Source organism: Halostagnicola sp. A-GB9-2 (assembly GCF_030068615.1).
In the GTDB taxonomy this organism is placed as follows: Archaea; Halobacteriota; Halobacteria; order Halobacteriales; family Natrialbaceae; genus Halostagnicola.
Window position 1 is genome coordinate 223,549 of the sequence record NZ_JASJOC010000001.1, and the last position, 25,407, is coordinate 248,955.

Sequence of the window (25,407 nt, forward strand, 5' to 3'; positions counted from 1 at the left end):
ACCCACCTTTTGGACGACAGAGGTATTCGTACTATGGCACGCTTAGAGCTCCGAAATCTGCATGCAGAAGTGGCAGAGGGCGACGAACAGATCCTGCACGGCGTCGACCTCGAGGTCGAGTCGGGCGAGATCCACGCACTGATGGGGCCGAACGGCTCCGGGAAGTCGACGACCGCCAAGGTCATCGCCGGTCACCCGGCCTACGAGGTCACGGAGGGCGAAGTGCTCGTCCACCTCGACGAGGACGAGTTCGGCGACGACTTCGAGATTCCCGAAGACAAGCGGACGTGGAACATCCTCGACCTTGAGCCAAACGAGCGCGCGGCACTGGGTATCTTCCTCGCGTTCCAGTACCCGGCCGAGATCGAAGGCGTCACGATGACGAACTTCCTCCGAACCGCGCTTAACGCAAAGATCGAAGAGCGCGAAGAGCTCTTCGAGGAAGGCGAAGGCGAAGACGACGCCGAGGACGAAGACGAAGGCTTCGAGACCTCGCCGATGGAAGGTCCCGCCGACGACGGCGAAATCGGCGTCGCCGAGTTCCAGGAAATCCTCGCCGAGAAGATGGAGGAACTCGACATGGACGAGCAGTTCGCCCAGCGCTACCTCAACGCCGGGTTCTCCGGCGGCGAGAAGAAACAAAACGAGGTCCTGCAGGCCGCGATCCTTGAGCCGGCAGTTGCAGTGCTCGACGAGATCGACTCCGGACTGGACATCGATCGACTCCAGGACGTCTCGAACGGCATCAACGCCCTTCGCGACGAGCAGGGAACTGGGATCCTCCAGATCACCCACTACCAGCGAATTCTCGACTACGTCGAACCCGACACCGTCCACATCATGCTCGACGGGGAAGTCGTCAAGAGCGGCGACGCCTCGCTGGCCGCAGAGCTTGAGGACAAGGGGTACGACTGGGTCCGAGAAGAGGTCTACGAGACGGCGTAACCGAATGCAGCTAGAACAACGGTAATAACGCTACAGCCGTAAACACGAATACATACAAATCATGAGTTCCGAACAAGATCACCTCAAAGACACTGACACTGAAGCGCGCTTCGAGTTTAAAAAAGAAGAGCGCTCGGCCGTCAGATCTGACAAAGGCCTCACCGAAGAAGTCGTTCGACTGATCAGTGAGGACAAAGACGAACCGGATTGGATGCTCGAGCGGCGTCTGCGTGCGCTACAGCAGTACCACGCGATGCCGATGCCGACGGACTGGCCCGGCCAGCCCGACCTGACCGAGCTCGACATCGAAGAGATCGTTCCGTACATCCGCCCGGACGTTGACAAGCGCGAAGGCGTCGACGACTGGACGGAGCTTCCGGACGAGATCAAAGACACGTTCGACAAACTCGGCATTCCGGAAGCCGAGAAGAACGCACTCTCGGGTGTCGGCGCGCAGTACGAGTCCGAGGTCGTCTACCAGAACATGCAGGACCAGTGGGAGGAGAAAGGCGTGATCTTCATGAACATGGATCGCGCCGTCGAAGAACACCCGGAGCTCGTCAAAGAGTACTTCATGACGACCTGCGTGCCCCCAAGCGACAACAAGTTCGCCGCGCTCCACGGCGCGGTCTGGTCCGGCGGCTCCTTCGTCTACATTCCCGAAGACGTTACCGTCGAGATGCCCGTTCAGGCGTACTTCCGGATGAATTCGGAAGGGATGGGCCAGTTCGAGCACACGCTTATCGTCGCCGAGGAAGGCTCCGAAGTCCACTATATCGAGGGCTGTTCCGCGCCGAAGTACGGCTCGCACAACCTTCACTCGGGCTGTGTCGAGGTCTTCGTCGAAGACGACGCTCACGTTCAGTACTCGACGGTGCAGAACTGGTCGAAGAACACGTTCAACCTCAACACCAAACGCGCCATCGTCGAAGAGAACGGCACGATGGAGTGGGTCTCGGGCAGCATGGGATCGAAAGCGACCATGCTCTATCCGTGTACGATCCTCAAGGGTCGCGGCGCGACGGACACCCACATCACGATCGCATTCGCAGGTGAAGGCCAGAACATCGACACCGGTGCGAAGGTCTACCACAACGCACCCGACACCAGCTCGACCATCGAGTCCAAGTCCGTCTCGAAGGACGGCGGTCGAACCAACTACCGCGGCCTCGTCCACATCGCCGACGGTGCCGAGAACTCGAGTACGGCAGTCGAGTGTGACGCCTTGATGTTCGACAACGAGTCCACCTCAGACACCATGCCGTACATGGAGATCGAGGAGGCGAAAGTCGACGTTGCCCACGAGGCGACCGTCGGCAAGATCGGCGACGAGGACATCTTCTACCTCCAGTCCCGCGGACTGGACGACGACGACGCAAAGAAGATGATCGTCGCCGGCTTCATCGAACCGATCACGGAAGAGCTCCCGATCGAATACGCAGTCGAACTGAACCGTCTGATCGAACTCGAGATGGAGGGAAGCCTCGGATAACTCCGAGATCACAATGAGTACGCAGGTACACGCCAATCTAACGGATGCACAGGTACGCGAAATCAGCGGGAACTTAGACGAGCCCGACTGGCTTCTCGAGACGCGTCTCGAGGCCCTCGAGGCACTCGAGGAGCTGGACATGCCCGACGTCATCCGAACGCCGGGACAGAACTGGACCAACCTCTACGAGCTCGACTTCGAGTCGCTCGTTGATCCGCTGAACGCCGCCGAAGAGAAAGAGCAAGTCGGACCGGACAACGCTGAGGTCCTTTCGTGGGCCGAGGCTCTCGACGAACACGAAGCCCTCATCGAGGATCACTTCGGTTCCATCGTCGACCCACAGGAGAACTACCTCACGGCGCTTTCAACGGCGCTTTTCTCCACGGGAACGGTCATCTACGTCCCCGAAGGGGTCGACGCCGAGGACGTGACGATCCGGACCGAGATGAACTCCCGGTCGCTATTTAACTACACGCTCGTCGTTACCGAGGAGTCGTCGTCCGTGACGATTCAGGAACGCCAGTCGACTGGCACTGAGTTGGAAGATGAGCAGTATTACAGCGGCATCGTCGAAGTCGCCGCCGGCGAGAACAGCTACGTCCAGTACGGCTCGCTACAGGATCTCTCCGAGGAGACGTACAACTTCACCGTCAAGCGAGCGGACGCCGACACCTACTCCACGGTCAACTGGATCGAAGGCAACGTCGGCTCGAAGCTCACCAAGACCGAAACTTCGACAGAGCTCAACGGAGACAGCTCCGAGAGCCAGATCGTCGGTGCGTTCTACGGTCACAACGACCAGCACTTCGATCTCGACGTTAAAGTCTGGCACCGCGCCGAACACACGACGGCGGACCTCGTTACCCGCGGCGTCACCGACAACGTCGCTCGATCGGTCTACGAGGGTGTCCAGGACGTCGGGCAAGACGCCTGGGACACGAGTTCCTACCAGCGCGAAAACACGCTGATGCTCTCCGATGAGAGCGAGGCAGACGCCTCTCCGAAGCTCATCATCAACAACCACGATACGGAAGCCTCACACAGCGCAACCGTCGGACAGGTCGACCAGGAGGACCTCCTGTATATGACCTCCCGCGGTATCACGCCCGAAGCGGCTCGAAACATGCTCGTCGAAGGCTTCTTTGTTCCCGTCCTCGAGGAAGTCGCCGTCGACGAACTCCGCGAGGACTTCGAGACGCTGGTTCGAACCCGGCTTCGCAACTAAGCGGTTCGTTTTCGGTCAGTTGTGGTCCGATCACTTTTGGTTCGTTTTCGTCGTGTAGAGAGTCGCGTTGACACGTCGTTTCGGCGCGGGTCCGAAAGTGTCGCCCGGTTTTGGACCGGAACGTTGACCGATCAGGGACACCGACAAGCGTCATCGAAGAAGCGGGAAGTTAAGTAACACGCCCACCCAGACAGGTGTATGAGTCTGGGACAGCGTGTCTCGACCGACCACCAGCTGACCCGCCTCCTCCAGATTGGCGTGGTCCTCGAGGAAGTCGTCGAGTCGCGCGCCGCCCATCACCTCGAATCGCTCCCCGCCGATGAACGCGCGGAGGTCGACAAAGAGGTCAGGGAGCTACTTATGGAGGCCGCGGAGGAATCGGCCGACCACCGCGATCGGCTCGAGACACTGATCGAGGATCTCGAGGCGGAAACGGTCGGCTACGAGGAGATAAATCAGCTGGTCGATGCCCAGTACGGACCGCCGGAGGATACCGATGGCGTCCTGTACGACCAGCTCTGTAACGAGGAGACCGCCTACAAATTCTACGACGATCTCATCGAAGCGATCGAAGCTTCCGACGCAGCGTTCGCCGTCGACCGAGATCGAGTCCTCGAGACGTTGCGAGAGATCCGCGAGGAGGAAAAAGAGGGCGTCGAGGAGGTCACAGATATTATGGAGCGACGAGCATGATCGGGACACGTAGTTGTTACAGACGACCGACGAGTCGGACCGATCGACGACCAACGCAGTGTAACAAGGGTTGGCGATGAATACAGCAGATCAATACCTCAAGGCGATCTATCTCGCCCAGCGAATGGAAGACGGTCCGGCATCGACCGGGACGCTCGCGGATCTCCTCGGCGTGAGCCCGGCGAGCGTCAACGAGATGATCGGCAAACTCGAGGAGAAAGAACTCGTCGACCACGAAAAGTACAAAGGAGCGAGTCTCACGGACGAGGGGCTCGATCGGGCCCACGAGGCGCTCCAGACGTACTGTATCATCGAACGCTTCCTCGCAAACGTCCTCGAGGTCGACGAGTTTCGCGACGAAGCGCGAGCGCTCGAAAGCGTTATCGACGATACGGTCGCCGACAGACTCGATACGATCATCGACCGCCCGGAACAGTGCCCCGACTGTTTCGACCCGGAAGCCGACTGCTGTCGCCTGCTCGAGGTCGGCGGGCCGGCGAACTGACGGCTGTTAGATTTGTTTTTACGGGGGTATCAATCCTTCTCGAGCAAGTCCTCGTAACGGGCCCGTTCAATACGATACGACCCGCACCCTGGGCAGTACTGTCTGTTCAATTCGAACTGTCGATGGCAGTTTCCACATTGATACGCACGATCGCTCGCCTCTTGACTCCCGATGTCGGTGAGATACCTTCGGAGAGCGCCGACCCAGCTTCGAGGGTTCATTCGGGACGATCACCCGACCGCTTTGCTGTGTCGTCTCGATCAGCTGGGGAAACCGAGTCGGATTCGCCACTGTCGTTCCGTTGGGCAATATCCTCACTCGGCTGTTCCGTACCCGAACGCCGACTGGAGTTGTCGGATTTCCCGACGGCCGAAACCTCGCGATCGCCGAACGTGATGTAACGGTGTCCGACGAGTGCGGCGACGATCAGCGCCACGATGACACCGAGGCTGAGTCCGACCGGAAGCGACCACGACTCGCCCTGCCAGTCGTCGTCGAAGACCGCCCGATAGTAGGCCGCTGGTTCTTCTCCGTGAACCGCGAGAACGACTTCACGATTGTTCTCGAGCGAATTATCGTTCCAGTTGAGACTCCCGACGAGAGTCGTCTCGTCGTCGATAATCACCCCCTTGGCGTGAATCTTCTCGAATCGGTCTCCGGGCTCGACGAGTGACACCTCGAGCGGAAGCTCCTCGTCCGCAGCCGTTCGCTCGAGCGAGGCTTTCAATTCGGCATTGTCGTCTTCGACGTACCAGGACGAATCGAGCAGGATCCGGACCTCGACGCCGCGGCGGGCGGCATCGACGGTTTCCTCGACGAGAGAAACGCCAGAGCCGCCGATACTGGCCTGCTTGACGAGTATTTCGTCTTCGGCTTCGGCGAGAAGTTCCCGGACGCGCTCTTGTGCGTTGTCGGGAGCGAGGAGGAGTTCGACGCCGTCGACGTCGACCGCTTCTGCTCGATGTTCCGACGTGAATTCGGTCTGGCCCCGTTCGTCAGTTTCGTCGTCGACGAAGGTCGTGTTTTCTCGATGGCTCGCGCCCGATTTCGTGTCCCATCCCTCGAAGTCGGCGATGAAAACCGTCTCGAGGGCCGTTGCGAGTTCCCGATCCTCGACGGTGATCCCCCACCCTCGGCTCGAGTCGCCGCCCAGACCCGAGGGTTTCCAGTTCTCGCTCGTGACCAGCACCGTGTCGTCGGCGATAGCGTATTTCGGGTGGTGGAACTGATACCGCGCTCCCTCGCCACCGGTCGCGCGAACGTTGACGTCACCGTCTTCGAGCGACTCGAGGATCGATTCGGTCGGTTCTGGCGTTCCGCCGACTGGACCCGACTCGAGGAGGACGTCGACGTCGACACCGCGTTCGCTGGCCTTTACCAGTTCCGCTGCGATGGTCTCGGACGTGAAGGTATAGCCCGCGACCACGAGTCGATTCTCGGCGTCGCGAATCGTTTCAAGCGGGATATCGGGGCTATCGGGAAGGACGAACGCCGTCGCTTCGTCGGCGTCGGTGGTTGTCCGCTCGAGACAGGTCGCGTCTCGCGGCCACCATTTTCCCTGGCTCTCTCCCGCCGTTGGGTTGTCCGTGTTTCCCTCCTCGAGATCGCTTCGATACCAGCGCTCGGCGAGGGGTGCATCGTCGTATGAGACCGTATCGATTCGTTCCGACCCGTTCCGAAGCTCGAGGCTATCCCCGTCGGTCGCGAGGCGGAGGTGTCCGTCGAGCTCGAGCGGGCTGTCGTCGGTGAGTGTCGCCGTTTCGTTCGCGTCGGTCGTAACCGCGACACGGTCGGAGACCGTTTCGTTCGGGAACGTTGCAGTCGTGTGTCCGTCCGTGACGGTCCAGTTCTCGAGCGACGTCTCCGGCGGCGTCTCGAGGACGAAAAACTCACCCACGTTTTCGTACGTCGTGGGGTTGGGGTACAGTTCGACGATTCGTGGTTTATCAAGGATGCGGGGTTCGCCGTCGGCTCGAGCGTGTTTCGGACACGCGAGCGCGGACGTGGTGTTTTCGAACCCTGGTATCCCGTCTGACGGCGTTGCTGTCTGTACGCTTGTGTCGGTCGGCGTTGCTGTCTGCATCCGCTCTGAGCCATCCTCGAGGGACTTGCTGTCGGCGTCGACTCCGGGCTGTCGATCACCGATCATCGAGGGAATATCAATGAGAGCGGTAGCTATTACGCTCGCGAAGAGACAGCAAACGAGGACGGCGACGAGTAGCGCCCGGATACGCATCACTCGTTCTGGCCGCGTATCGATATTTAAACCCTCAGACGGAACGTGAACGGTTGTCGACAGCCGGTAGGGCGTCGTCGGAACGGACAGCGAGTAAAGCGATCGAGGGCGACGAAATGAGGGGCGAGACGGTTACACGAAGTTCAGGAGAAAGTCTTCGACTTCAGTCGTGTGAAGGGCGTCAAGCCGCCGGCTCGAGGTCGACCTTCTCGGCTTCGGCCTGCACGAGGTATGCCCGATCGTCGGATGCACCGGCAACGGCCTCGAGAGCACGTTCGGTGCCGATCTGGTTGAGCGCCCAGGCGGCGCTCGCGCGAACGGTATCTTCCTCGTCCTCCTCGAGCCGTTCTGCGAGCGGGTCGATCGCTCGAGTGTCGCCGATGAGACCGAGCGCGCGAGCGGCGGAGCTTCGAACGACGGCCTCCTCCTCGGCTAGTTGGTTCGCGATCGGTTGAACGGCCTCCTCGCTGCCGACTTCACCCAGTGCACGCATCGCGGGGCGCTGTAATTGGGGGTTCGAATCGACGTAGTCGAGCAAGGCCTCGACGACGTCCTCGTCGGCTTTGCCGATCTTTCCGAGGATCGACATCGCGGTGGTGTCCCGTCGGTTCGCCCGTTGGAGCATGGGTTCGATCGCTTCCTCGGGGCCCATCCGCTCGAGGGACTCGAGACAGTGTTCCTCCATGAAGTCCGACCCCAGCGACTCGAGGGCGAGCAACACCATGTCGACGTTGCCGCGTTTCTCGTGAACTTTCAGCGCGTGCCACTCCGGCGGGAAGTCTTTGACGTGATCGAGCACGTCGTAGTACCCTTCTCGGCGGAGCTGTTCGCGAACCTGTAGGTCGTCCCACGCCGTCGCGTCGTCGACGTCCGACTGGAGGTCGTCGGTCGTCTCGAGGAGTGATGCGATCTCCTCGTCGTCTTCGTCTGGATCGAGTTCGGCGGATTCGATTTCGGCCTCGACGGTCTCAAGGGCGGTGATAAGCGCCTCGAGAAGGGGTTCGTCGTCTGCGGGAGAAATAGAGGTCCCGAGAACGGCGTTGCTATTCTCGAGAGCGGCCTCGACCGCCTCGCGGAGTTCCACTTCGCCTTCTTCGGTCCAACGAGTTCCTTCGATATCGCCTTTGGCATCATCGACCTCGCTGACGATGTCTTCGGCGTAGGGTCCCCGCTGGTCGTCGACGTCGGACTGGACGTCGTCGACATCGTCCTCGAGCGCGTCGATCTCGTCTTCGACCTCGTCGAGTTCCTCCTCAAGCGCCTCGTGTTCGGTTTCGAGTGCCGCGATCGGTCCGGTGGGTTCGTCGTCGGCCTCCTCGTCTCCCTCATCGGACTCTTCGTCCTCGTCCGTTTCGGGTTCGGGAAGCTCGATGTCGTCGAACTCCTCGCGCAGGGAGTCGAACGCCTCGCGAACGGGGTCGATCTCCTCACGGACGGGCTCGAGTTCCGCTTCGACATCGTCGAGGTCGTCCTCGGTCTCGGCGGCTTCGAACGTCTCGCGAACGGGGTCGATCTCCTTGCTGATCGGCTCCAGATCGTCGCGGACGGGCTCGAGATCGCCCTCAATCGACTCGAACCGTTCGCGGACCGAATCGATCCTCGTCTCGAGGTCCGCCTGCGTCGGCTCGGAGTCGGGAGCGTCCTCGTCGCTCATCCCACCACCCGGCGGGCCGTCTTCGTCCTGACTCTGTGCATACGATATCATCGTGTCAGGACGCTCCTAAGCGTTTCCATGCAGAGTCTACGAACGCCCTCGCTCGAGCGGTGAGAGAATACGGTCCTCGACTACACGTTCCCGTGTATCTCCGTGTTTTCGGCGTCGCCGGGCTCGGAAGCGTCCGACTGCGTGTCTTCGCGCCAGTAGAACCACGGACTGAGCGTCATGTATGCGATCCCGAGCGTGAGCAAGGCGTACGGAAAGGTCCGTCCGGCGAAGCTCGGAACGAGAATCGCCAGGACGTGAACGATGCCCATGATCAGCGTGTCTCGAACGAGCAGATCCGGATACCGGATCCGGGACACCATGAGATAACAGAACGCCCCCGTAACACCGAGAATGAGCCACGGTTCGGTGGCGGGCCCGCGGGCGAGAATCGCGGCACCGATAATCGTCGCCGCCAGCGTCGTCTGGATCCCTTCCGTGTGACTCGCCGTCGTATCGTAGGCGGTGTACATGCCGAGTCTTGCAACGGCCATCGCGACGAACAGCGCACAGATACCGATCACGAGGAGCAACTCGGACGTGATCGCATCGAACCCGATACCGAGTCCGTCGGTGACGACGACGAACGCGAGGACAGCGGGAGCGACCCCGAAGGAGGCGACGTCGGCCAGCGAGTCGAGATACGGTCCCGCCTCGGTTCCGCCGTATCGGCGGGCGAGAATGCCGTCGAGTCCGTCCGCGATCGCAGCGAACAAAATGAGCCTGGCGGCGACATCGATGTCGACGAAGGCGACGACGACGGCGATAAAGCCGAGTGCAGCGTTTGCGATCGTCACTGCGTCGGCAACGCCGAGTCGACCGACGAACCGGGGGAGCATACTCGCGAATTCGACGGGGAGTTACCTTACGTGTTTTCGTTTGGTCGACGGCTCGCAGTTCCGTTTGGCCGACCCTGGGAGGTCCCGGTGAGACCGACCGAACCACACCTTCCAACTGGGAATCGAACCGGGGGCTTATATTCAGTCTCTGCTAAGCACGGTTATGAACCGCCGTGCCTATCTCGCTTCCCTGGGAACGGTAACCACAGTGGGGATAGCGGGTTGTTCAACGGTCTCTGGAATGTTCGGAGAGCCCTGCAGTGGCGACAACTGTGATGTCGGCATGACCCGGACCGAATTCGTCCCCGAAACGTACGAAATATCTGCCGGGGAAACCGTCGTCTGGAAGAATACGAGCGAAGCCGACCACACGGTTACGGCGTACTGGTCGGGGAAGTTCGAAGAGGGGGACGCAGAGTACTTCGCCACCGGCGACTACGACGATTTCGAGACGGCAGACGAGGAGTTCTGGAACGAAGCGAACGGAACCATCAGCACTCGAGAGACGTTCGAACACACCTTCGAGGTCCCGGGAACGTACAGCTACGTCTGCTTGCCGCACGAAGACGGCGGAATGATCGGGTTCATCGAAGTCACCGAGTGACAGTGTAGTTGCGGTTTCGAGACATCCCGTCGCGAAAAAACGATTCGATCGATCGAACGGTGGCGTCGAACGGCGTGGTTCGAACTGTTAGTCGTCCGCCGCGACGTCTTCTTCGTCGACGTCGACTGCCGTCGCCTGTTCCTCTGCGACTTCTTCCGGATGCGCTTCAAGAGTCGTCTTCTGAATCTCGACGCGGCGAAGCGGATAGATTGGCTTCGCTTCGCCGTAAATCGCCGAGGAGAGTCGACCTTCGACGACGCCGTCGATCAGGTCGTCGAACGTTCGCTCTTCGGCGGCTTCCTCGACCATCTCGACCATCTTTTCGCGGATGGCCTTCTCCTGGCTCGCGTCGGCCTTCTTGGTCGTGAACGCGACCGGCTGGATCTGGACGCGGTAGTCGTCCGTCGTGAGGACGGTGACATAGGCCTCGATCTTGGAGGCCCCGCGTCGGACCAGCGAGCGCAGGTAATCCCGCGTCAGGGAGTGCTCCACGAAGTCCGTGTACGCACTGTCGCTCCCGACGTCGGTAATCTTGAAGGTGAGCTTCGTGTTGTTTTCGCTGGCGGTGTTGGTCAGATCGCCAAGCGTTGTTTCGATGGTCCGTCCGTAGACCTTGTCCGGTTCATCTGCAGGTGTTTCGCCGAGCACTTCGCGGTCGAACTGCTCCGGGGCGTGTACGGTGTACCACCGTTTTTCCTGCTTTGCGCGTGAAACTGATCGTTCGCTCATTGTGTGTTAGGTTCGTGTTTCGTGTCGGTGTCGGAGTTCGTCGCGGGCGGGGACGCGCCGTCCGCATCCGCACTCGAGTCCCTCCGACGGTTGGTTTTCTGCGAGTCGATGCTGCCAGATGTGCGCTCGGCAATACTGCGAGCGACGTCGAGGTTGACGACGTAATCGTCGACCGTCGAGTGCAAACTGCCGGTCGTCTCGCGTTCGATCCGCGTGACGACGGCTCGGGTGCCGTCCTCTCGGCGTTCGACACTCGTCTCCATCTCATCGGTGTTGTCGGGCGCGAGCGCCCGAGCGAGGCGTTCCGCATCGTCGTGTGTCGTCCGAATCGTCGCTTTCCTCGTCATATCTGCCCTCGTACTGCCGCGATGATCGTCGATTCGTCCGCGTCCGAGTCGTAGGTCAGGTAGCCGCGCCGTCGGCCCACGTCGTAGCCACACCCGATCCCCTCGCCGTCGAGTTCGCGGGTGATCGCCTCGAGCGTCGACCCGAGGGGACGTGCGTCGGTGGTCGCGACACCGGTTTCACCGTCACCGACCGCCAGAACGAGCGGTTCCGGTGATCTGTAGGCCGCTGTGAGTCGGGCGACGGTTTCGACCGGGCCGTCGTCGATGTTGACGACGACGATACCGTTGTAGCGTTCGGTCGAGCCGGCCCCAAGCGCCGCGTGTGCGACACGACCGTGGTCGCGCCACGCGTCGAGTGCCGGATCGCGTGCGTCGTGACCGAGCGCCAGCGCGATTCCGGTTCCCGGCTCAACGCGCGCCGTCGCCTCGAGCACGTCGGCGTAGCCGCCAATCGTCTCGAAGACGGGTACAGTGTGTCGAGTCGACTCCGGTACGTCTGGCGACGCGTTCGTCGCCGCGTACGGACTCAGAGCTCGAGCGATCGCGTTCGAAGCGCCGTCGGTAGCTTCCGGCATCCCAACAGCGTCGATCGCGACGAGCGAGCCGATCTTCCGGTGAATCTCTCGAGACGCGCTCGTTTCGGAGTCGATCCCCTCCGCGGGGACGAGAGCCGAAAACGCCTCTCGAGTCGCCTCGGGATCGCCGGACCACGGAGCCCGCACTCGCGTCGAGTGGGCGAGCCCGTCGATCGGGTCCGCCGTCGGTACCGCAACGCCGGGTCGTTCTTCGAGTAGATTCCGCTCGAGTGCCGCCTCGAGGAGCCACTCGGTCTCGCCAGCGCCGGGATCGACGCCGGCCGCGACGACGCCCGCAAGCGCGAGTACTGGATCCGGCGTCGAACCCAGTTCGCGTGCGAGTTCGCAGGCCTCGAGGGTGGCCGGTCGATCCGAGGGGTCGATCCGGGACACGTCGCCGTCGACCGTGCCGACGACGAGCGTCTGATCGGTCTGGGGTCGGTCCTGACTATCCTCGGTGAGGGTCGTCCGTTCGCCGACCGTCCTGACGGCACTCACCTGAAACGGGATCTCCCGTTCGGCGAGCGCGTCCGCGATGACCCCGCAAGCGGCGAGCGCGTCGCCGTCTGGTCGCGTGACCAGACGGACGAAGCTCGCGCTCTCGAGGTCGGCGGTGGCGAGTGTGGCTTCGGTCGAACGACCCTCTGTAGACATCTGGAATTACTCCTCGAGAAGCGACTTCGCGACGTCGTAGGAGTAGGTGAAGTCGGGTTCGACTTCCTTCCCGCGGTAGTAATCGACGAGTCGGCGCACTTTCGATTCGGTGTTTTGCAGTGCGCGCTTGTTCTGGTAGTCCTGTGGGTTCTGCTGGACGTGCTCGCGGAGTCGGATCGCACGTGTCATCAGGCTTCGGAGGTCCTCGGGAAGCTCCGACCGCGCGTCGTTCTCCTCGAGAATCTCGGTGAGCTTCTTGCCGGTCGCCAGTTTGACGTCCGGAATCGGCGTGCCCGTGACACCCTCGTCACGTAGCTTGATGCCGATCTGGCTCGGATCGTAGCCCTGCTCTGATAGTTCGACGACCCGCTCTTCGATCTGGTCTGGGTCGACGTCGCTCCACTCCGGTGGTTCGTCTGCCGCCGGCTTGTCCGATCCGGACGAGCCTCGACGGCGTGTATGCATTCGTGCCATTGATTGAGGATAGGAAACGCACTGACCGCCGCATATGTCCGGCTCTCGCCGGGTTGCACTTCCGCAATCTCGAGTCACCCAAAGAGACGGGGTGACAGGGTCAGATTTGCGGCCGTGCGGTTCCCACTGGTATCTACTCGGTTAGGGACTAAAGGGTTTCTACCTCCGACCGCGAGTGCTGTATTAGGGGGTTGTTGTCTGATCGAGTGTGGGACAGTACCGCGGTTCCCTCCAATTCGAGGGGTTTATTTATGCCCACAAAAAACCCGTAAGTACGAACGAGGGCTCGTAGATCAGTGGTAGATCATCCCCCTGGCACGGGGAAGGCCCGGGGTTCAAATCCCCGCGAGTCCACTCCTTTTCGCCGCGAACAAACTCTCGAGCGGCGCAAATCGTCGGCGAAGGCGGGATTTGAAGCCCTGGAAGTCGCAGCGCGAACGAAGTGAGCGACCGTCTTCCTTCGGGTTCAAATCCCGGCGTCTTCGCGAGCAACGCAAGCGAAGGCTCGGGAGACGAAGTCTCCTGTTGAGTTCACTACTTTCTGCGTTATCACCCAATTGGCCAGACAGCGGCGTGTCTTCATGAGTCACCGAGCCGGATTTTGGGTGACTTTCATCGCAAAACCGGCAGTCGCGTCTGAGTAATTTGAACCCGTCTTCGCTGTACCCCTTGAGCCATACGCCGGTTTCACGCAGAGAGTTGCGCTGGATGATATTATCAATTCTATCCTCTCCCGGCCTCATCGGATAGACAAGCAAATTGATACCACTGGGATGTAGTGGTAGGAGTATGCGCACATCTCCCGAGGAAATTACAGTCGGTGGTCATTACGAAAAAGACGAAATCGAGGAAGCCTTCGATACTGGCTTTGGGTACCAGATTTCTGGCATTAATCCTCGGCGAGACAGTCAAGACAGACGCTATGTGCTAGTGTTCGCCAACGAGGATGGCCCGTATGATGACTCGGTAACGCAGAGTAAATTCGAGTACATTGGAGAAGGTCTCTCGGGAGACCAAAGTGAATCCTCCCCGGGGAACTCAGTTTTAATTGATGCTGTGTCTTCAGGAGCCCCGGTCCATTTCTTCTATCAGGATTCCGGTAATGGTGAGTGGGAGTATCAGGGATTAGTTGATGTCCTCGACTATCGGTTCGAGGAGCAAGATGGTCGACAGATTTTGGTGTTCGAAATGGAACACCAAGAGCAGAACTGAGGGCAGTTACTTCCCGTCGAGGAAATCCCGCTGAAGATTTTGTGAGGTCGCCCATGCTCGGTCGTCAACAGGGGTCCCCGACCGTAGTCCTCATTTTGGCGGAGGTAAACTACCCCTCACTACTCGAGCGCTTTTGACTAGCTCTGACGGCGAAACATCTATGTCGATGAATTTCCGAAAATCAGCTCGCTGAATGTGTACGGTCGATGAGCGCATCTCAGAACACCTTGCGGAAGATTCCTGGGCGACATCGCGTCATCTCCCCTTTGATTGGGGAGCTACTCTTTCCTAGACTCTCGTATTTGATAGTCACAACTTCCGACCGGTGCCCCTCAACTCAAGAGCCGGTGACGTTCACCCTCGAGTTCAACGACACCAGCCTGGTACAGTTACTCGGAGTCGTTCGGTTCAGTTGAAAATTGGTATTCCTTGATGCTCCGAATCACAAGGTGAGAATTTAACTGTGATCTCTAAATCCACAAATGATTTTATGTTGGTTTAGATTTCTGAGGCTATAACCAATGGTGTTTCCAGAGATAATGATAAAGGGTTTATAATATTGGATTATTGTACTTCCAATATATGGTGACACGAAGGGGGATGCTTGCAACGGGGGTATCTACAGTAGGGGGAGTCTCGCTACCATTTACGGCATCTGCGAGCAAAACAGAGGGGATGGTCGTATTCACGTACGATGATAGCCCTCTCGAAGACTATACAGAAACGTTTCCGGTTCATCAGGAATACGATGTTCCGGGCTGCATAGCCGTCTGCCCTGGATTGATGGACTCGTCGACTGCGTATATGGACTCGGACCATGTTGTGAAAATGAACAATGCTGGCTGGGAGGTTATGTCGCACACACTGAAACACAGAGCACTCGGACATATCCCGCTCACAAAGGACTGCGATCCGGCCAATAACCGAATTTATGTTGACACCAACCGGCACGGACGATATGTGGATGACCCTATCGCCCTTGTCACCGACGGCGAGGAGTTGGTTACTGGGGTAGTCAGCGACAGCGGGACAAACGAAAAAGGCGACTACATCGATCTCAAGTCGAAAGTAGGCAAAATAATCGAATCAGACGATTCATACGTCCGTTACACCGAGGAGTTTACCCGCAAAATACTCTCGAAAAGTAAATCTCGAATTAACGAATGGGGGATACCAGCGACTGGATTCGTCTATCCCTACGGGCGGTACGATGGGCTTGTCGAGCGAATCGTTCCCGAATATTACGAGTCGGTCCCAAACCACCGAACTGGGCGAGGTGGACACAATCCGATCAATGAACTAGTGCCGACGGAAATGATTCGGCAGTACATCGAGACCGACATGGCAACTGATGAAGAAATCCACGAATTCATGGAGACAGTCGCCAGTCGGGACGTTCTCGGAATCACTGGCGGGCACAGCCAGTATGACACGCTTCCCGCTGACCGAGTCGAGTTCGCCATTCAAAGCGCACTGGATCACAATCTTGAAATCGTCACGGTACAGGAGGCACTTGACACGCTGGGGATCGTTGAAAAGCCGGATCTACCAGTGAATGGTGAGGAATCCGATGGTAGCGAATCCCCAAACGAGCATGCTCCAGACTCTCCAGATAATAATGGAACGGATACCAAAAACGAGAGTTCAACAGAAGGCGAATCAGATGGTGGCGATGCTACTAAGAGAGATAACGAAAGTTCTGCCGACGCAACACCCGGTTTGGGCGTCATCGCAGGCACTACAGCCACGGTTGGAGGAGCGCTTGCCGCCAGTCGCTTACTTTCTAGCGATTCTGACGATGCGTGAGGTTTTTTACAATAGATGAAATAAATACTATTCTCTGAGTGAGCCAATTTTCAGACAAAATTTGTACAAAGGCACCATTGAGAATACCCTTCTGTCGTTAAAATCTTCGATTCGTCCTCTTCAGCACTTAGTGATGCTGTACTTGTCTGCATCGGGCTGTGCCCGTCTCATGCTTCATAAGGTCGGTTGTAAGTCATTTCCAGTCAGTCGTCACCCCGATCTGGCGAATGACCGGTAAACAACTACCCGGTCATCTGGATCCAAACGCCGACTGAACAGACCTCGAGCCACAGTCTACCCAACCAAAAAACATCCTTGAGGACCCCAACTACTCGAGCAAATCTCCTCGAACCCGACACCCGCAGGGATACGCATTGTGGAAATCTGGAATGAGTTGGACGACCGCAGTAACCGGAAGTCCACACTCGGGGCATTCGGGGTGAGACGACAGTTTCTCGTCGGTCACCCGAACGCCGAGATTCGTTACGACGAGCGAAACCCCGTGAACCTCGAGATGGACCTCAACCTTCTCGCCACCGGAATCGACCAACCGCGCGAGCGCCTCCGGGTCGAACTCGCTGGCGAGCTGGTAGGCGTCTCGAGGGACGCCCTGTTTCTCGAGAGTCCGAACAATGTCTACGACCAGGTCGGTCGTCGGCGGGGTCATCGCTTAGACCCACCTCCAGGCGCGTGAGCGGCGGCTGGCGGTAATTGACTTCGATTCGTCTGTCGGACGGGATGTTTAAGCCCGCGGAGAAGCAATCGTATCATGGCAACTGACCCTTGACGGGTTCGGAAGCCACGTCTCGGGTGTCATCACCACCCGGGGCATTTCAATACGAACGCCCCCTTCCGTGGAGTTTCGGCTTCCATTTGACAACACGTCCTGTATTGTCATATAACTACTGTTTTCGGAGAGGAATAATGTGTTCTCGTCTTTATTGTCGCATTCATCCGACAGACTGTCACAGTCAGCGAAAGACAGACAGTCACGGTCACCAAAAGAAGGGGGCCCGGAGCGGCTACTGCCACAGCGCGGTGTCCGTGTAGTTCACAAACCGTGTGATTCGACCGTCCTCGAGTTCGCAGACGTGTGCGAACGGGCTCTCGATCCGCTCGCCCATCTCCGGTGTCGCGTAGAACGTCCCGAGCGCAACGACCATCTCATCGCCGTCGATGACCCGCTCGCATTCGACGCGAAACTCCTCGTAGTCGTCCATAACTGGCTCGAAGACGTTCTCGAGCACTGCCTCGGGGCTCTCGTGGGTCCCGCCGTACGTGGACCCCTCCGGTTCGGTCCACTCGATGTCCTCGGCCATGTTAGCCAAGACGGCGTCGATGTCACCCTCGTTAAAATCGTCGTACATCCCCCGGACTATCTCGGTGTTACTCTGCGTGATTACTGCCACTGTTCTACACCACCTATAATTAGGATCCCAGAGACAATAGATCTGGCACCTGCCTACCCAGGGAGCCAGAAGCGAGATCACGACCCTAGGCCGATTTTGACGCTGTACTCACCCATTCAACAGTAGCCAGTTGGCTATGCTGAGTATCCCCCGCCCGTTCTGCTCGCTCGTGAGTTGACGAATATCCTCGATATGCGTCCAGTCTTCTGCAATTCGAGACACTTCATCGGAGAAGATATACCCCCTCTTGTCTACTATCTGATTATGAATGGAAACGTATCATCGAAGGATGTGTGGTTCCTACTCGGATTTGGATTCGCTATCTGGCTGATTGCAACCGTGGCGTTTCGACTCGTTGGACAGGTTCTCATCAGTCCAGATACGCCCTACATAATTGCAGGTCTGTTCGTGGTTACTATTCCTGCGATGGTTCTATTGACCATCGGGGCCTTCCGCTGGAGAGCCGTCGATTCAACTCACCGTCCACTGGCCGCAATACTGCTGGTAACACCGGGAATGGTTCTTGATGCGATCGTATTACCCTTCTTCGGAACCGTCTTCCCGAATATGGTTGTCGAATCAGCACAGTATTTCGGCGGCTTCCTTCTGCTGGCATACGTCCTCGCTCTGCTGGTCGGACTGTTCTCCGGCCGGTAATCGACCGACGAACGCCGGGTTGTCATACGGTCACATAGGGAGAGGTTGTTGGTGAAAGTACAAGCGAGATGGAGACAAAGACAATGCGCTTAGTTTTCTGCGTTGAGTTTGATTTCGATACCTAAATGGGTCAATCGACTTCTCTGGGCGAAGGCCAGGTCCGAGAGGCGATACGCTGGACAGTTTCAGCCACGCCCTCAGAAAACACCACGATCGGAGAGCGAGTCGGCTCCGTCACAGTCGCCGATATCTCCTAATCTAACGCCGTATGGCGATTCACCAAAGCCAGCAAAGGCTATCTCACGACTGTCTCTCGAGCACGTCTACCCCGCGAACGAATCCCTGACCCGACCAATCTATATCTCCGTTCGAGACTAACTGGCTCTCAATGCGAATGTTGGCCGCCCACGCCGACGCAGGGGAACGCTAAGAAATGACGGGAACCGTGGCACAGCGATACGCTCGAGTCATCACCGAGCACAGCCGCTTGGTCGTCGCCCTCCTGTTAATCGCAACCACCCTCGTCGCGGCCGGAGCGGCCGTTGGCGAAACGGAGGATGCGGGAATCGGCGAGTTCGAGACCGATTCCGAAGAAATCGAAGCACTCGAGGAGATCGAAGCAACCTACGGCACTGACGACGGCGTGGTCACCCAAATCGTGATACGCGAGGGTGACGGCGACGTGCTCACTCGAGACTCGTTGCTCGATGGCCTCGAGTTACAACAGGAGATCCGAAACGACCCTGACATCGACGCCACGCTCGAGGACGACCCGTTCCTCGCGCTCGAGAATCTCGTGGCCACGGGTGCCGTGTTCGAAGACCGCGCCGCTGAGGCGAACGGCCAGCCCGACACGTCCGAACCCACGCTCAAGGAGCAGATCGAGGCACTCGAGTCGCGATCGGACGAGGAGGTCGAAGAACTGCTCGCGGACGTGCTCGATCCCGATGCGGAACAGGGCGGCGAGGACGCCTACGAGTTCCTGCCGACGGCGTACGAACCGGGCGAGACCGAGGCGGAGTCTCGAATCGTGTTCGCCTTCCAGATCGACGAAACTGGTCCTGACGAGGAACCCCAGGCCACCTACGACGCGCAGGTGACGATCGACTCGCTGGTCGACGACCGGTTCGACGACGCGTTCGTCTTCGGGCAGGGCGTTACCGACGAAGCGTCCTCGAGCGCCGTCGGCGATAGCTTCGCGATCATTACCCCCTTCGCGCTCGTCCTCGTCCTGTTCGTGCTGGGGGTCACCTACCGCGACGTCGTCGACGTTGGCATCGGCCTCGTGGGGATTGCCATGGTGCTCGCCTGGCTCGCGGGGATCATGGGCTGGCTCGAGATCCCGATGAGCCAGCTGTTGATCGCGGTGCCGTTTCTGTTGATCGGCCTGGCGATCGACTACTCGCTCCACGTCGTGATGCGATACCGGGAGGCCCGCGCTGGGTTGTTGGAACCGAAATCGAAACCGGAACCGGAACCGAACCCGAAAGGAGACGGTGACCGGATCGGCCCGAAAGTCGGGATGGGAATCGGACTCGCGGGCGTCTCGCTCGCGCTCGCGGCCGCGACGTTTTCGACGGGCGTCGGCTTTCTCTCGAACGTCGTCAGCCCGCTTCCGGCGATTCGGGACTTCGCGATCCTGAGCGCCGGCGGAATCTTCGCGACCTTCGTTGTGTTCGCGATGTTCGTTCCGGCGTTGAAAGTCGAAGTCGACGGCATCCTCGAGAACCGATTCGATCGCGACCGCGCCAGGGAGCCGTTCGGGATGGGCGGCGGGCTCGTTACCCGCGGGCTCGGCGGTGCCGTCGCGGTCGCCCGTCGAGCGCCGTTGGCCGTCATCGCCGTCGCGTTCTTGCTCGCGGTCGGCGGTGCCTACGGCGCGACCGGCATCGACACGGAGTTCAACGAGGCGGATTTCCTGCCCCAGGACGCGCCGGAGTGGACCGACTCCTTACCGGGGCCGTTTGAACCGGACACGTACACGATTGCCGACGACGTCGAATACCTCAGTGACAACTTCCGAGAGCGCGGCGAGGATACACAGACCCAGATACTGATACGCGGCGATGTGACCGATCCGGCGACGCTTCCGTCCATCGACGACGCATCCGCTGAGGCGAACACGAGCGGGACCGTTCTCGAGAATCCGGACGGGGACGCCGCGATCGACGGGCCCCAGACAGCCATCCGCGAGATCGCGGCAGAAAACGAAACCGTCGCGGCGGCGCTCGAGGAACGCGATACGTCCGGAAACGACCTTCCCAACGAGGACGTAGACGAGTTCTACGACCTCCTCTTCGATGCCGACGAGGATCGAGCGAGCGAGGTACTCTACCGGACGGACGACGGCGAGTACGAAACGAGCCGGTTGATCATCGACGTGCGCGGTGACGCGGCCGCACAGGATGTTGCGGACGACACGAACGACGTCGCGACACTGATCGAGACCGGCGGGCCGGTGACTGCGACGGCGGCCGGCGGTCCCGTAACGACGGCGGTCGTCCAGGACGCGTTGCTCGAGACGCTCGTCCAGGCGTTCGCGGTCACGCTCGTCGTGATTCTTACGTTCCTGACGGGGCTCTACTGGATTCGACACCGCTCGCTCACATTAGGGGCCGTCACGCTCGCGCCGGTCGTCGCCGCGCTGGCCTGGTTGCTCGGAACGATGGCGGTACTCGAGGTGCCGTTCAACAGCGAAACGGCGGTAATCACGAGTCTCGCGATCGGCCTCGGCGTCGACTACAGCATTCACGTCGGCGAACGGTTCGTCGCCGAACGCGACGCACGAGACTCCCTCGACGACGCGCTCGTCGCGACGATCACCGGAACCGGCGGGGCCCTCCTCGGGAGCGCGGCGACGACGGCCGCCGGATTCGGCGTCCTCGCGCTCGCGCTCGCGCCGCCACTCCAGCGATTCGGGCTGGTCACCGGCCTGAGTATCGTCTTCGCGTTCCTCGCGTGTCTCACGGTGCTTCCGTGCCTGCTTGTCGTCCGCGAGCGCGTTCTCAATCGGGTCGGGTGACTGATAGGGTCGGTTGGAACTGTTTACCGGTCAGTCGCCACTCCGCTCTGGCGACTGACCGGAAATGACTGACAACCGACCCTATGACATGGGCACAGAACTACCGGGTCGGCGGGACGCTGACGAATGGGTTTTTGAGTGATAGGGAGGCGAACCCCGTTCATGACTATCGACGGCGACGACTGGTCGGGTTCGTCCCTCGATTCAGAAGAGCCGAAACGCATGCAGGAGACGCTTTCCACCGCCGGTACGATCGCTACGACGCTCTCTGCCGTCGTCGAGACCCGGACGGTAACCGTCCAAGACGACATCGACGAGGAGACGTTCTTTTCGACGGACGATGGAGTGACGACGGTCACGAACCGATACGACCTCGAGAAGGCCGTCCCGATCGAGCGAAAGACACAGTTCCGGGAAGTCGATCGATACTGGGTGAACGAACCCTACGCGTTCGTCAGCATCTTCCACTCGACGACCGAAAACGAGCCGAAATACTTCCTGATCGAACCGCACCTGAACGACCTCGAGGCAGACGTTCGGGAGTTCCTCGCCGAAAAGCTCCGGACGACGATCAAGTACGCTGACGAGGAGGGCAAACAACGGGCGGAAAGGCGGGACGTCATCGAGCGGAAAACCAGACGACTGCTTGAGCGATACGATCTGCTCGAGAAGACGAACGGCCGTAACGGAGGCGGCCTCCTCGAGACGATCCGGGCGCTGTTTCGGGGTGAGCGAGCCGATCGAGGCCGCCGAGACGAGCGAGAGACGGACCAACCGGATGGCGCACGCGAACTTCGAGGAATCGAAGCGCGTCCGGAGCCAGCAGTTCTCGCGGCCGATCGAGAAACGCTCAGCGAGTACCAGATCGAGAAGCTCCGCTACCGGCTGAATCGGGACTTCGTCGGCTACGAGCGCATCGACGGGATCAAACGCGATCCCAACGTCGAGGACATCTCCGTCGACGGCTACAACGCTCCGGTGTTCGTCTACCACGCAGAACACGAACAGCTCATTTCGAACGTCCGCCACGGCGAATCGGAACTCGACGACTTCGTCGTCAAACTCGCCCAACGGTCCGGAAGCGGGATCAGCAGGCGACGACCGCAAGTCGACGCCACGCTCCCCGACGGCTCGCGGGCGCAACTGACGCTCGGCTCGGAGGTTTCGGATCACGGAACGAACTACACGATCCGGCAGTTCACCGACGTTCCGTTTACTCCGATCGATCTCGTCAACTGGAACACGTTCAGCCTCGAGGAGATGGCGTTCCTTTGGCTGGCCGTCGAGAACGGAAAGAGCCTGCTCCTGGCCGGCGGAACGGCATCCGGGAAGACGACGAGCCTGAACGCCGTCTCCCTGTTTATCCCCTCGAGTTCGAAAATCGTCTCGATCGAGGACACGCGGGAGATTACGCTCCCGCAACGAAACTGGATCGCGAGTACGACGCGGCCCTCGATCGCGACCGATTCTGCGGGCGCGATCGACGAATTCGACCTGCTCGAGGCGACGCTCCGTCAACGCCCGGACTACATTTTGATGGGCGAAGTTCGCGGCGAGGAAGGACGAACGCTGTTTCAGGTCATGTCGACGGGCCACACTACCTGTACGACCTTCCACGCCGACTCCGTCGACGAGGTCCTCAAGCGGTTTACGACGACGCCGATCGATGTCTCGAAAACGATGGTTACCGCGCTGGATCTGGTATCGGTCCAGACCCAGACTCGAGTGCAGGGACGGACTGTCCGACGGAACAGGGGAATCACCGAGATCAACCACTACGACGCAGAGAACGACGAAATCAACGTTCGAGACGTCTATCAGTGGCGGGCGGCGACCGACGATCATCGAAAGATCGGCGACTCGAACACCCTCGAGGAGATTCGCTTCGATCGCGGCTGGAGCCGAGAACGACTCGAGAACGAGCTGTTCGAGCGACGGGTCGTACTCGCGTACCTGATCGAGAACGGATTAAACGCCTACGCGGAAGTCGCCGCGACTGTACAGGCGTATACGACCGATTCGGACCGCGTCCTCGCTCTGCTGGCGAACGATCGCCTCGAGGAGGGACTTGAAGAGCTTCGCGAAATGGAGAGCGTGCTGATCGACGGGAATTCGTTGGCGGATGACCTCGTTTCTCGTCCAGAGCCGTCCGCAGCGACGGAAAGGCGCTCGAAGAGCGTTCTTGCTCGCGCTGATGACACGATATTCGAGGACCATCGCACCGAAAACGCGCGAGCGACGGCGAGACACCCGTCCAAACCCGACGGTCCGGCCCCCTCCGATGCTGAGTCCCTCTCCAGTCTCGAAGCTGATTCTCGCCCCGAACTGTCACTTCAAGCGGATGGGGACGATCCATGAGATTCGAGGGAGCCTCGGCTGTCGGGAAACGGGCGGTGAGTCTCACGACGCTCGAGACGAAACTCGAGCGGGCCGGAATAACTGAGGCCGCAGAGGGCTATCTCGCTCGTGCTGGCGTCGTTGGATTCGTCGTCGGCCTCATCAGCCTGTTGCTCGGAGTGGGGCTCGGCTCCACGCTGGGCGAGACGAGCACTGCTCTGGAAGCCTCCGTCGCAGTTGCCGGAACGGGGCTCCTGTTCGGAACGGCCGGCGCAATACTCGGCTTTGGTTCGATTATCGTCCGCCCGTACGCACGAGCGACCGCCAAAAAGCGCGAGATCAACATGCTCCTTCCCGACGCCGTTTCGTTTATGTACGCGCTGTCGGTCGGCGGCCTCGATCACCTCGAGCTCCTCGAGGCGGTCGCCGACGCGGAGGACGCCTACGGCGAAGTCGCAGTGGAGTTCCAACGCGTTCTGCGGGACGTGGAGTACGTTGGGTCCGATTATCGAAGTGCGATCCGAACGCAGGCACACGAAACACCGAGCGACGGACTGTCCCAGTTCTTGCTGGATCTGCTCTCGACTATCAACAGCGGCGGTGACATGGAGCGGTTCCTCGAGGAGAAATCGGAACGCCACGCCCAGACCGCCAAACAACAACAGGAACGAACGCTCGACACGCTGGAACTGGTCGGCGAACTGTATATGACGCTCTCACTGTTCCCGCTCTTGCTGGTGATCGTCGTCGTCGTGATGCAACTGCTTCCGAACGCGGCTGTGACGGGCCAACTGCTCTATCTGACCGTGTACGGACTACTTCCGGCGATTGGAATCGCGTTCCTCGTGCTCATCTCGACGATCAAACGGGACGAGTGCGGTGACGGAGTCCTCGAGTTCGCACGTTCCTATCGGCAAAGCGAGACGACGCCCAAAGAGGGGCTTTCGGATTCGGACCCCGCCGAGCGATTCGTCGGCCGTTACCGGATTTTCACTCGGATAAGGCACCGAGAGCGCGCGTACAAGAGATGGACCCTTCTCGCGGAGCCACACGCGTTCTTTCGCGAGCGCCCACTCGCTACGCTCGCGGTGACCATTCCGGCATCGCTTCTCGTTGTCGGAGGGGCGACGGTAATCGGCATCAGTGGGCTTCCCTGGGGCGGTAGTGCCGCTGATCCGATACGGGCGACGGTCGTTTCCCTGTATGTTCCGCTGTATCTCGTTTTGACTCCACTCGCGGCGTTCTACGAGTGGAACGTCTCACGGCGTACCGCGGTCGTCGACACGTTTTCGGAAGACCTCCGAAAGCTCTCGAGTGCAAACGATACGGGGCAACCGCTCCTCGCGTCGCTCCGATCGGTTTCCCAGACGGCCGACGGAAGACTGGCTACCGAGTTCGAAGCGATGCATACCAAGGTCGCCTACGGGAGGCGTCTGGACCAGGCGCTCGTCGAGTTCGCAAACAGCTATCAGCTCCCGAGGCTGGCCAGGACGACGCGGCTCATCACCGAAGCGCAAAAAGCGACGAATCACATCACGCCCGTGTTACGGACGGCCGCAACGGCGAGTGAGAACCACGACGAACTCGAGCGAGAGCGACGGTCACGAACCCGAATGCAGGTCGCCATCATCGTCATGACGTTTCTGACGGTACTCGCCGTTATCGCGGTCTTGCAAACGCAGTTCGTCGAGACGATGTCGGGGCTCGGGACCGAAACTGCCACCGGTAGCGGCGGCGCTTCCGGCCAACTGACGAACGTCGATTCCAGTTCTCGTATCGATGCCGGCACGCTTTCGGCGGTGTTCTTTCATGCGGTAACCCTCCAGGCGATTCTCTCGGGATTCATCTGTGGATACCTTCGGAACGCGGACCTGTTGAGCGGAGCGAAGTACGTGATCGCGCTTTCGACTATCGCGCTCGTCGGCTGGGCGGTGGTGATTTGAG

20 protein-coding genes, 1 tRNA gene and 1 pseudogene are annotated in these 25,407 nt (G+C 59.8%); 13 read left to right on the forward strand and 9 right to left on the reverse strand.

Annotated features, from left to right (window positions below; all coding sequences use genetic code 11):
- Positions 1 to 33: 33 nt before the first annotated feature.
- From QNM96_RS01170 to QNM96_RS01190, 5 genes are all read left to right on the forward strand, one after another.
- A complete protein-coding gene (locus QNM96_RS01170; RefSeq protein WP_283834172.1) occupies positions 34 to 945 on the forward strand; it encodes an ABC transporter ATP-binding protein in 912 nt (303 codons plus the stop codon).
- A 61-nt stretch (positions 946 to 1,006) separates the two neighbouring features.
- Positions 1,007 to 2,437 (forward strand): Fe-S cluster assembly protein SufB, encoded by a 1,431-nt coding sequence (sufB, locus tag QNM96_RS01175; RefSeq protein WP_283834173.1) that lies wholly within the window; start codon positions 1,007 to 1,009, stop codon positions 2,435 to 2,437.
- A gap of 13 nt (positions 2,438 to 2,450) precedes the next feature.
- Complete coding sequence (gene sufD / locus QNM96_RS01180) at positions 2,451 to 3,662, forward strand: Fe-S cluster assembly protein SufD (protein ID WP_283834174.1); 1,212 nt, start codon at positions 2,451 to 2,453, stop codon at positions 3,660 to 3,662.
- A 198-nt stretch (positions 3,663 to 3,860) separates the two neighbouring features.
- Positions 3,861 to 4,355: a ferritin-like domain-containing protein gene (locus QNM96_RS01185; RefSeq protein ID WP_283834175.1), complete on the forward strand. Its 495-nt coding sequence runs from the start codon at positions 3,861 to 3,863 to the stop codon at positions 4,353 to 4,355.
- A 76-nt stretch (positions 4,356 to 4,431) separates the two neighbouring features.
- Complete coding sequence (locus QNM96_RS01190; RefSeq protein ID WP_283834176.1) at positions 4,432 to 4,860, forward strand: metal-dependent transcriptional regulator; 429 nt, start codon at positions 4,432 to 4,434, stop codon at positions 4,858 to 4,860.
- 217 nt (positions 4,861 to 5,077) lie between these two features.
- Here the strand turns inward: QNM96_RS01190 and QNM96_RS01195 are convergent, their stop codons facing one another.
- The 3 genes from QNM96_RS01195 to QNM96_RS01205 all read right to left on the reverse strand — a co-directional run bounded on the left by QNM96_RS01195 (position 5,078) and on the right by QNM96_RS01205 (position 9,637).
- Positions 5,078 to 7,096 (reverse strand): phospholipase D-like domain-containing protein, encoded by a 2,019-nt coding sequence (locus tag QNM96_RS01195; RefSeq protein WP_283834177.1) that lies wholly within the window; start codon positions 7,094 to 7,096, stop codon positions 5,078 to 5,080.
- Positions 7,097 to 7,277: 181 nt separating this feature from the next.
- Positions 7,278 to 8,801: a HEAT repeat domain-containing protein gene (locus QNM96_RS01200; RefSeq protein ID WP_283834178.1), complete on the reverse strand. Its 1,524-nt coding sequence runs from the start codon at positions 8,799 to 8,801 to the stop codon at positions 7,278 to 7,280.
- Positions 8,802 to 8,881: 80 nt separating this feature from the next.
- Entirely contained in the window at positions 8,882 to 9,637 is a 756-nt protein-coding gene (locus QNM96_RS01205; RefSeq protein WP_283834179.1) for a protein sorting system archaetidylserine synthase, read from the reverse strand.
- Between the two features lie 163 nt (positions 9,638 to 9,800).
- Here QNM96_RS01205 and QNM96_RS01210 point away from each other — a divergent pair, with 163 nt between their 5' ends.
- A complete protein-coding gene (locus tag QNM96_RS01210) occupies positions 9,801 to 10,241 on the forward strand; it encodes a plastocyanin/azurin family copper-binding protein (protein WP_283834180.1) in 441 nt (146 codons plus the stop codon).
- 87 nt (positions 10,242 to 10,328) lie between these two features.
- Here the strand turns inward: QNM96_RS01210 and QNM96_RS01215 are convergent, their stop codons facing one another.
- Genes QNM96_RS01215 through QNM96_RS01230 form a run of 4 tightly spaced genes read right to left on the reverse strand, consistent with a single transcriptional unit; the run spans position 10,329 to position 13,020 of the window.
- Complete coding sequence (locus QNM96_RS01215) at positions 10,329 to 10,970, reverse strand: 30S ribosomal protein S3ae (protein WP_283834181.1); 642 nt, start codon at positions 10,968 to 10,970, stop codon at positions 10,329 to 10,331.
- Complete coding sequence (locus tag QNM96_RS01220; protein ID WP_283834182.1) at positions 10,967 to 11,317, reverse strand: KEOPS complex subunit Pcc1; 351 nt, start codon at positions 11,315 to 11,317, stop codon at positions 10,967 to 10,969. The genes QNM96_RS01215 and QNM96_RS01220 overlap by 4 nt, the downstream gene beginning before the upstream one ends.
- Positions 11,314 to 12,546: an exonuclease gene (locus QNM96_RS01225; protein WP_283834183.1), complete on the reverse strand. Its 1,233-nt coding sequence runs from the start codon at positions 12,544 to 12,546 to the stop codon at positions 11,314 to 11,316. The genes QNM96_RS01220 and QNM96_RS01225 overlap by 4 nt, the downstream gene beginning before the upstream one ends.
- Before the next feature lie 6 nt (positions 12,547 to 12,552).
- Entirely contained in the window at positions 12,553 to 13,020 is a 468-nt protein-coding gene (locus QNM96_RS01230; RefSeq protein WP_283834184.1) for a 30S ribosomal protein S15, read from the reverse strand.
- A gap of 282 nt (positions 13,021 to 13,302) precedes the next feature.
- On the opposite strand from QNM96_RS01230, the gene QNM96_RS01235 reads away from it, so the two are divergent.
- The 3 genes from QNM96_RS01235 to QNM96_RS01245 all read left to right on the forward strand — a co-directional run bounded on the left by QNM96_RS01235 (position 13,303) and on the right by QNM96_RS01245 (position 16,038).
- A tRNA-Ala gene (locus tag QNM96_RS01235) sits at positions 13,303 to 13,374 on the forward strand.
- 435 nt (positions 13,375 to 13,809) lie between these two features.
- Positions 13,810 to 14,232: a hypothetical protein gene (locus QNM96_RS01240; protein WP_283834185.1), complete on the forward strand. Its 423-nt coding sequence runs from the start codon at positions 13,810 to 13,812 to the stop codon at positions 14,230 to 14,232.
- A gap of 582 nt (positions 14,233 to 14,814) precedes the next feature.
- Positions 14,815 to 16,038: a polysaccharide deacetylase family protein gene (locus tag QNM96_RS01245; protein WP_283834186.1), complete on the forward strand. Its 1,224-nt coding sequence runs from the start codon at positions 14,815 to 14,817 to the stop codon at positions 16,036 to 16,038.
- 328 nt (positions 16,039 to 16,366) lie between these two features.
- Here the strand turns inward: QNM96_RS01245 and QNM96_RS01250 are convergent, their stop codons facing one another.
- Positions 16,367 to 16,705 (reverse strand): hypothetical protein, encoded by a 339-nt coding sequence (locus QNM96_RS01250; RefSeq protein WP_283834187.1) that lies wholly within the window; start codon positions 16,703 to 16,705, stop codon positions 16,367 to 16,369.
- A gap of 355 nt (positions 16,706 to 17,060) precedes the next feature.
- The gene (locus tag QNM96_RS01255) at positions 17,061 to 17,447 is read right to left on the reverse strand and encodes a nuclear transport factor 2 family protein (protein WP_283834188.1); all 387 of its coding nucleotides are present in this window, start codon (positions 17,445 to 17,447) and stop codon (positions 17,061 to 17,063) included.
- 264 nt (positions 17,448 to 17,711) lie between these two features.
- Between QNM96_RS01255 and QNM96_RS01260 the strand changes: the two genes are divergently transcribed.
- The 4 genes and pseudogenes from QNM96_RS01260 (at position 17,712) to QNM96_RS01275 (ending at position 25,406) form a co-directional block, all read left to right on the forward strand.
- Positions 17,712 to 18,104 (forward strand): DUF5367 family protein, encoded by a 393-nt coding sequence (locus QNM96_RS01260; protein ID WP_283834189.1) that lies wholly within the window; start codon positions 17,712 to 17,714, stop codon positions 18,102 to 18,104.
- 433 nt (positions 18,105 to 18,537) lie between these two features.
- A complete protein-coding gene (locus QNM96_RS01265; protein WP_283834190.1) occupies positions 18,538 to 21,126 on the forward strand; it encodes an MMPL family transporter in 2,589 nt (862 codons plus the stop codon).
- A gap of 273 nt (positions 21,127 to 21,399) precedes the next feature.
- A pseudogene (locus QNM96_RS01270) lies at positions 21,400 to 23,346 on the forward strand (type II/IV secretion system ATPase subunit); the annotation flags it as partial.
- Between the two features lie 134 nt (positions 23,347 to 23,480).
- A complete protein-coding gene (locus tag QNM96_RS01275) occupies positions 23,481 to 25,406 on the forward strand; it encodes a type II secretion system F family protein (RefSeq protein WP_283834191.1) in 1,926 nt (641 codons plus the stop codon).
- The last annotated feature ends 1 nt before the right edge of the window (position 25,407 follow it).

Bases quoted from the DNA above. Each gene is read 5' to 3' on its own strand.
- QNM96_RS01170 (WP_283834172.1), top strand. From the start codon at position 34: ATGGCACGCTTAGAGCTCCGAAATCTGCATGCAGAAGTGGCAGAGGGC.
- sufB (WP_283834173.1), top strand. From the start codon at position 1,007: ATGAGTTCCGAACAAGATCACCTCAAAGACACTGACACTGAAGCGCGC.
- sufD (WP_283834174.1), top strand. From the start codon at position 2,451: ATGAGTACGCAGGTACACGCCAATCTAACGGATGCACAGGTACGCGAA.
- QNM96_RS01185 (WP_283834175.1), top strand. From the start codon at position 3,861: ATGAGTCTGGGACAGCGTGTCTCGACCGACCACCAGCTGACCCGCCTC.
- QNM96_RS01190 (WP_283834176.1), top strand. From the start codon at position 4,432: ATGAATACAGCAGATCAATACCTCAAGGCGATCTATCTCGCCCAGCGA.
- QNM96_RS01195 (WP_283834177.1), bottom strand. From the start codon at position 7,096: ATGCGTATCCGGGCGCTACTCGTCGCCGTCCTCGTTTGCTGTCTCTTC.
- QNM96_RS01200 (WP_283834178.1), bottom strand. From the start codon at position 8,801: ATGATATCGTATGCACAGAGTCAGGACGAAGACGGCCCGCCGGGTGGT.
- QNM96_RS01205 (WP_283834179.1), bottom strand. From the start codon at position 9,637: ATGCTCCCCCGGTTCGTCGGTCGACTCGGCGTTGCCGACGCAGTGACG.
- QNM96_RS01210 (WP_283834180.1), top strand. From the start codon at position 9,801: ATGAACCGCCGTGCCTATCTCGCTTCCCTGGGAACGGTAACCACAGTG.
- QNM96_RS01215 (WP_283834181.1), bottom strand. From the start codon at position 10,970: ATGAGCGAACGATCAGTTTCACGCGCAAAGCAGGAAAAACGGTGGTAC.
- QNM96_RS01220 (WP_283834182.1), bottom strand. From the start codon at position 11,317: ATGACGAGGAAAGCGACGATTCGGACGACACACGACGATGCGGAACGC.
- QNM96_RS01225 (WP_283834183.1), bottom strand. From the start codon at position 12,546: ATGTCTACAGAGGGTCGTTCGACCGAAGCCACACTCGCCACCGCCGAC.
- QNM96_RS01230 (WP_283834184.1), bottom strand. From the start codon at position 13,020: ATGGCACGAATGCATACACGCCGTCGAGGCTCGTCCGGATCGGACAAG.
- QNM96_RS01240 (WP_283834185.1), top strand. From the start codon at position 13,810: ATGCGCACATCTCCCGAGGAAATTACAGTCGGTGGTCATTACGAAAAA.
- QNM96_RS01245 (WP_283834186.1), top strand. From the start codon at position 14,815: ATGGTGACACGAAGGGGGATGCTTGCAACGGGGGTATCTACAGTAGGG.
- QNM96_RS01250 (WP_283834187.1), bottom strand. From the start codon at position 16,705: ATGACCCCGCCGACGACCGACCTGGTCGTAGACATTGTTCGGACTCTC.
- QNM96_RS01260 (WP_283834189.1), top strand. From the start codon at position 17,712: ATGAATGGAAACGTATCATCGAAGGATGTGTGGTTCCTACTCGGATTT.
- QNM96_RS01265 (WP_283834190.1), top strand. From the start codon at position 18,538: ATGACGGGAACCGTGGCACAGCGATACGCTCGAGTCATCACCGAGCAC.
- QNM96_RS01275 (WP_283834191.1), top strand. From the start codon at position 23,481: ATGAGATTCGAGGGAGCCTCGGCTGTCGGGAAACGGGCGGTGAGTCTC.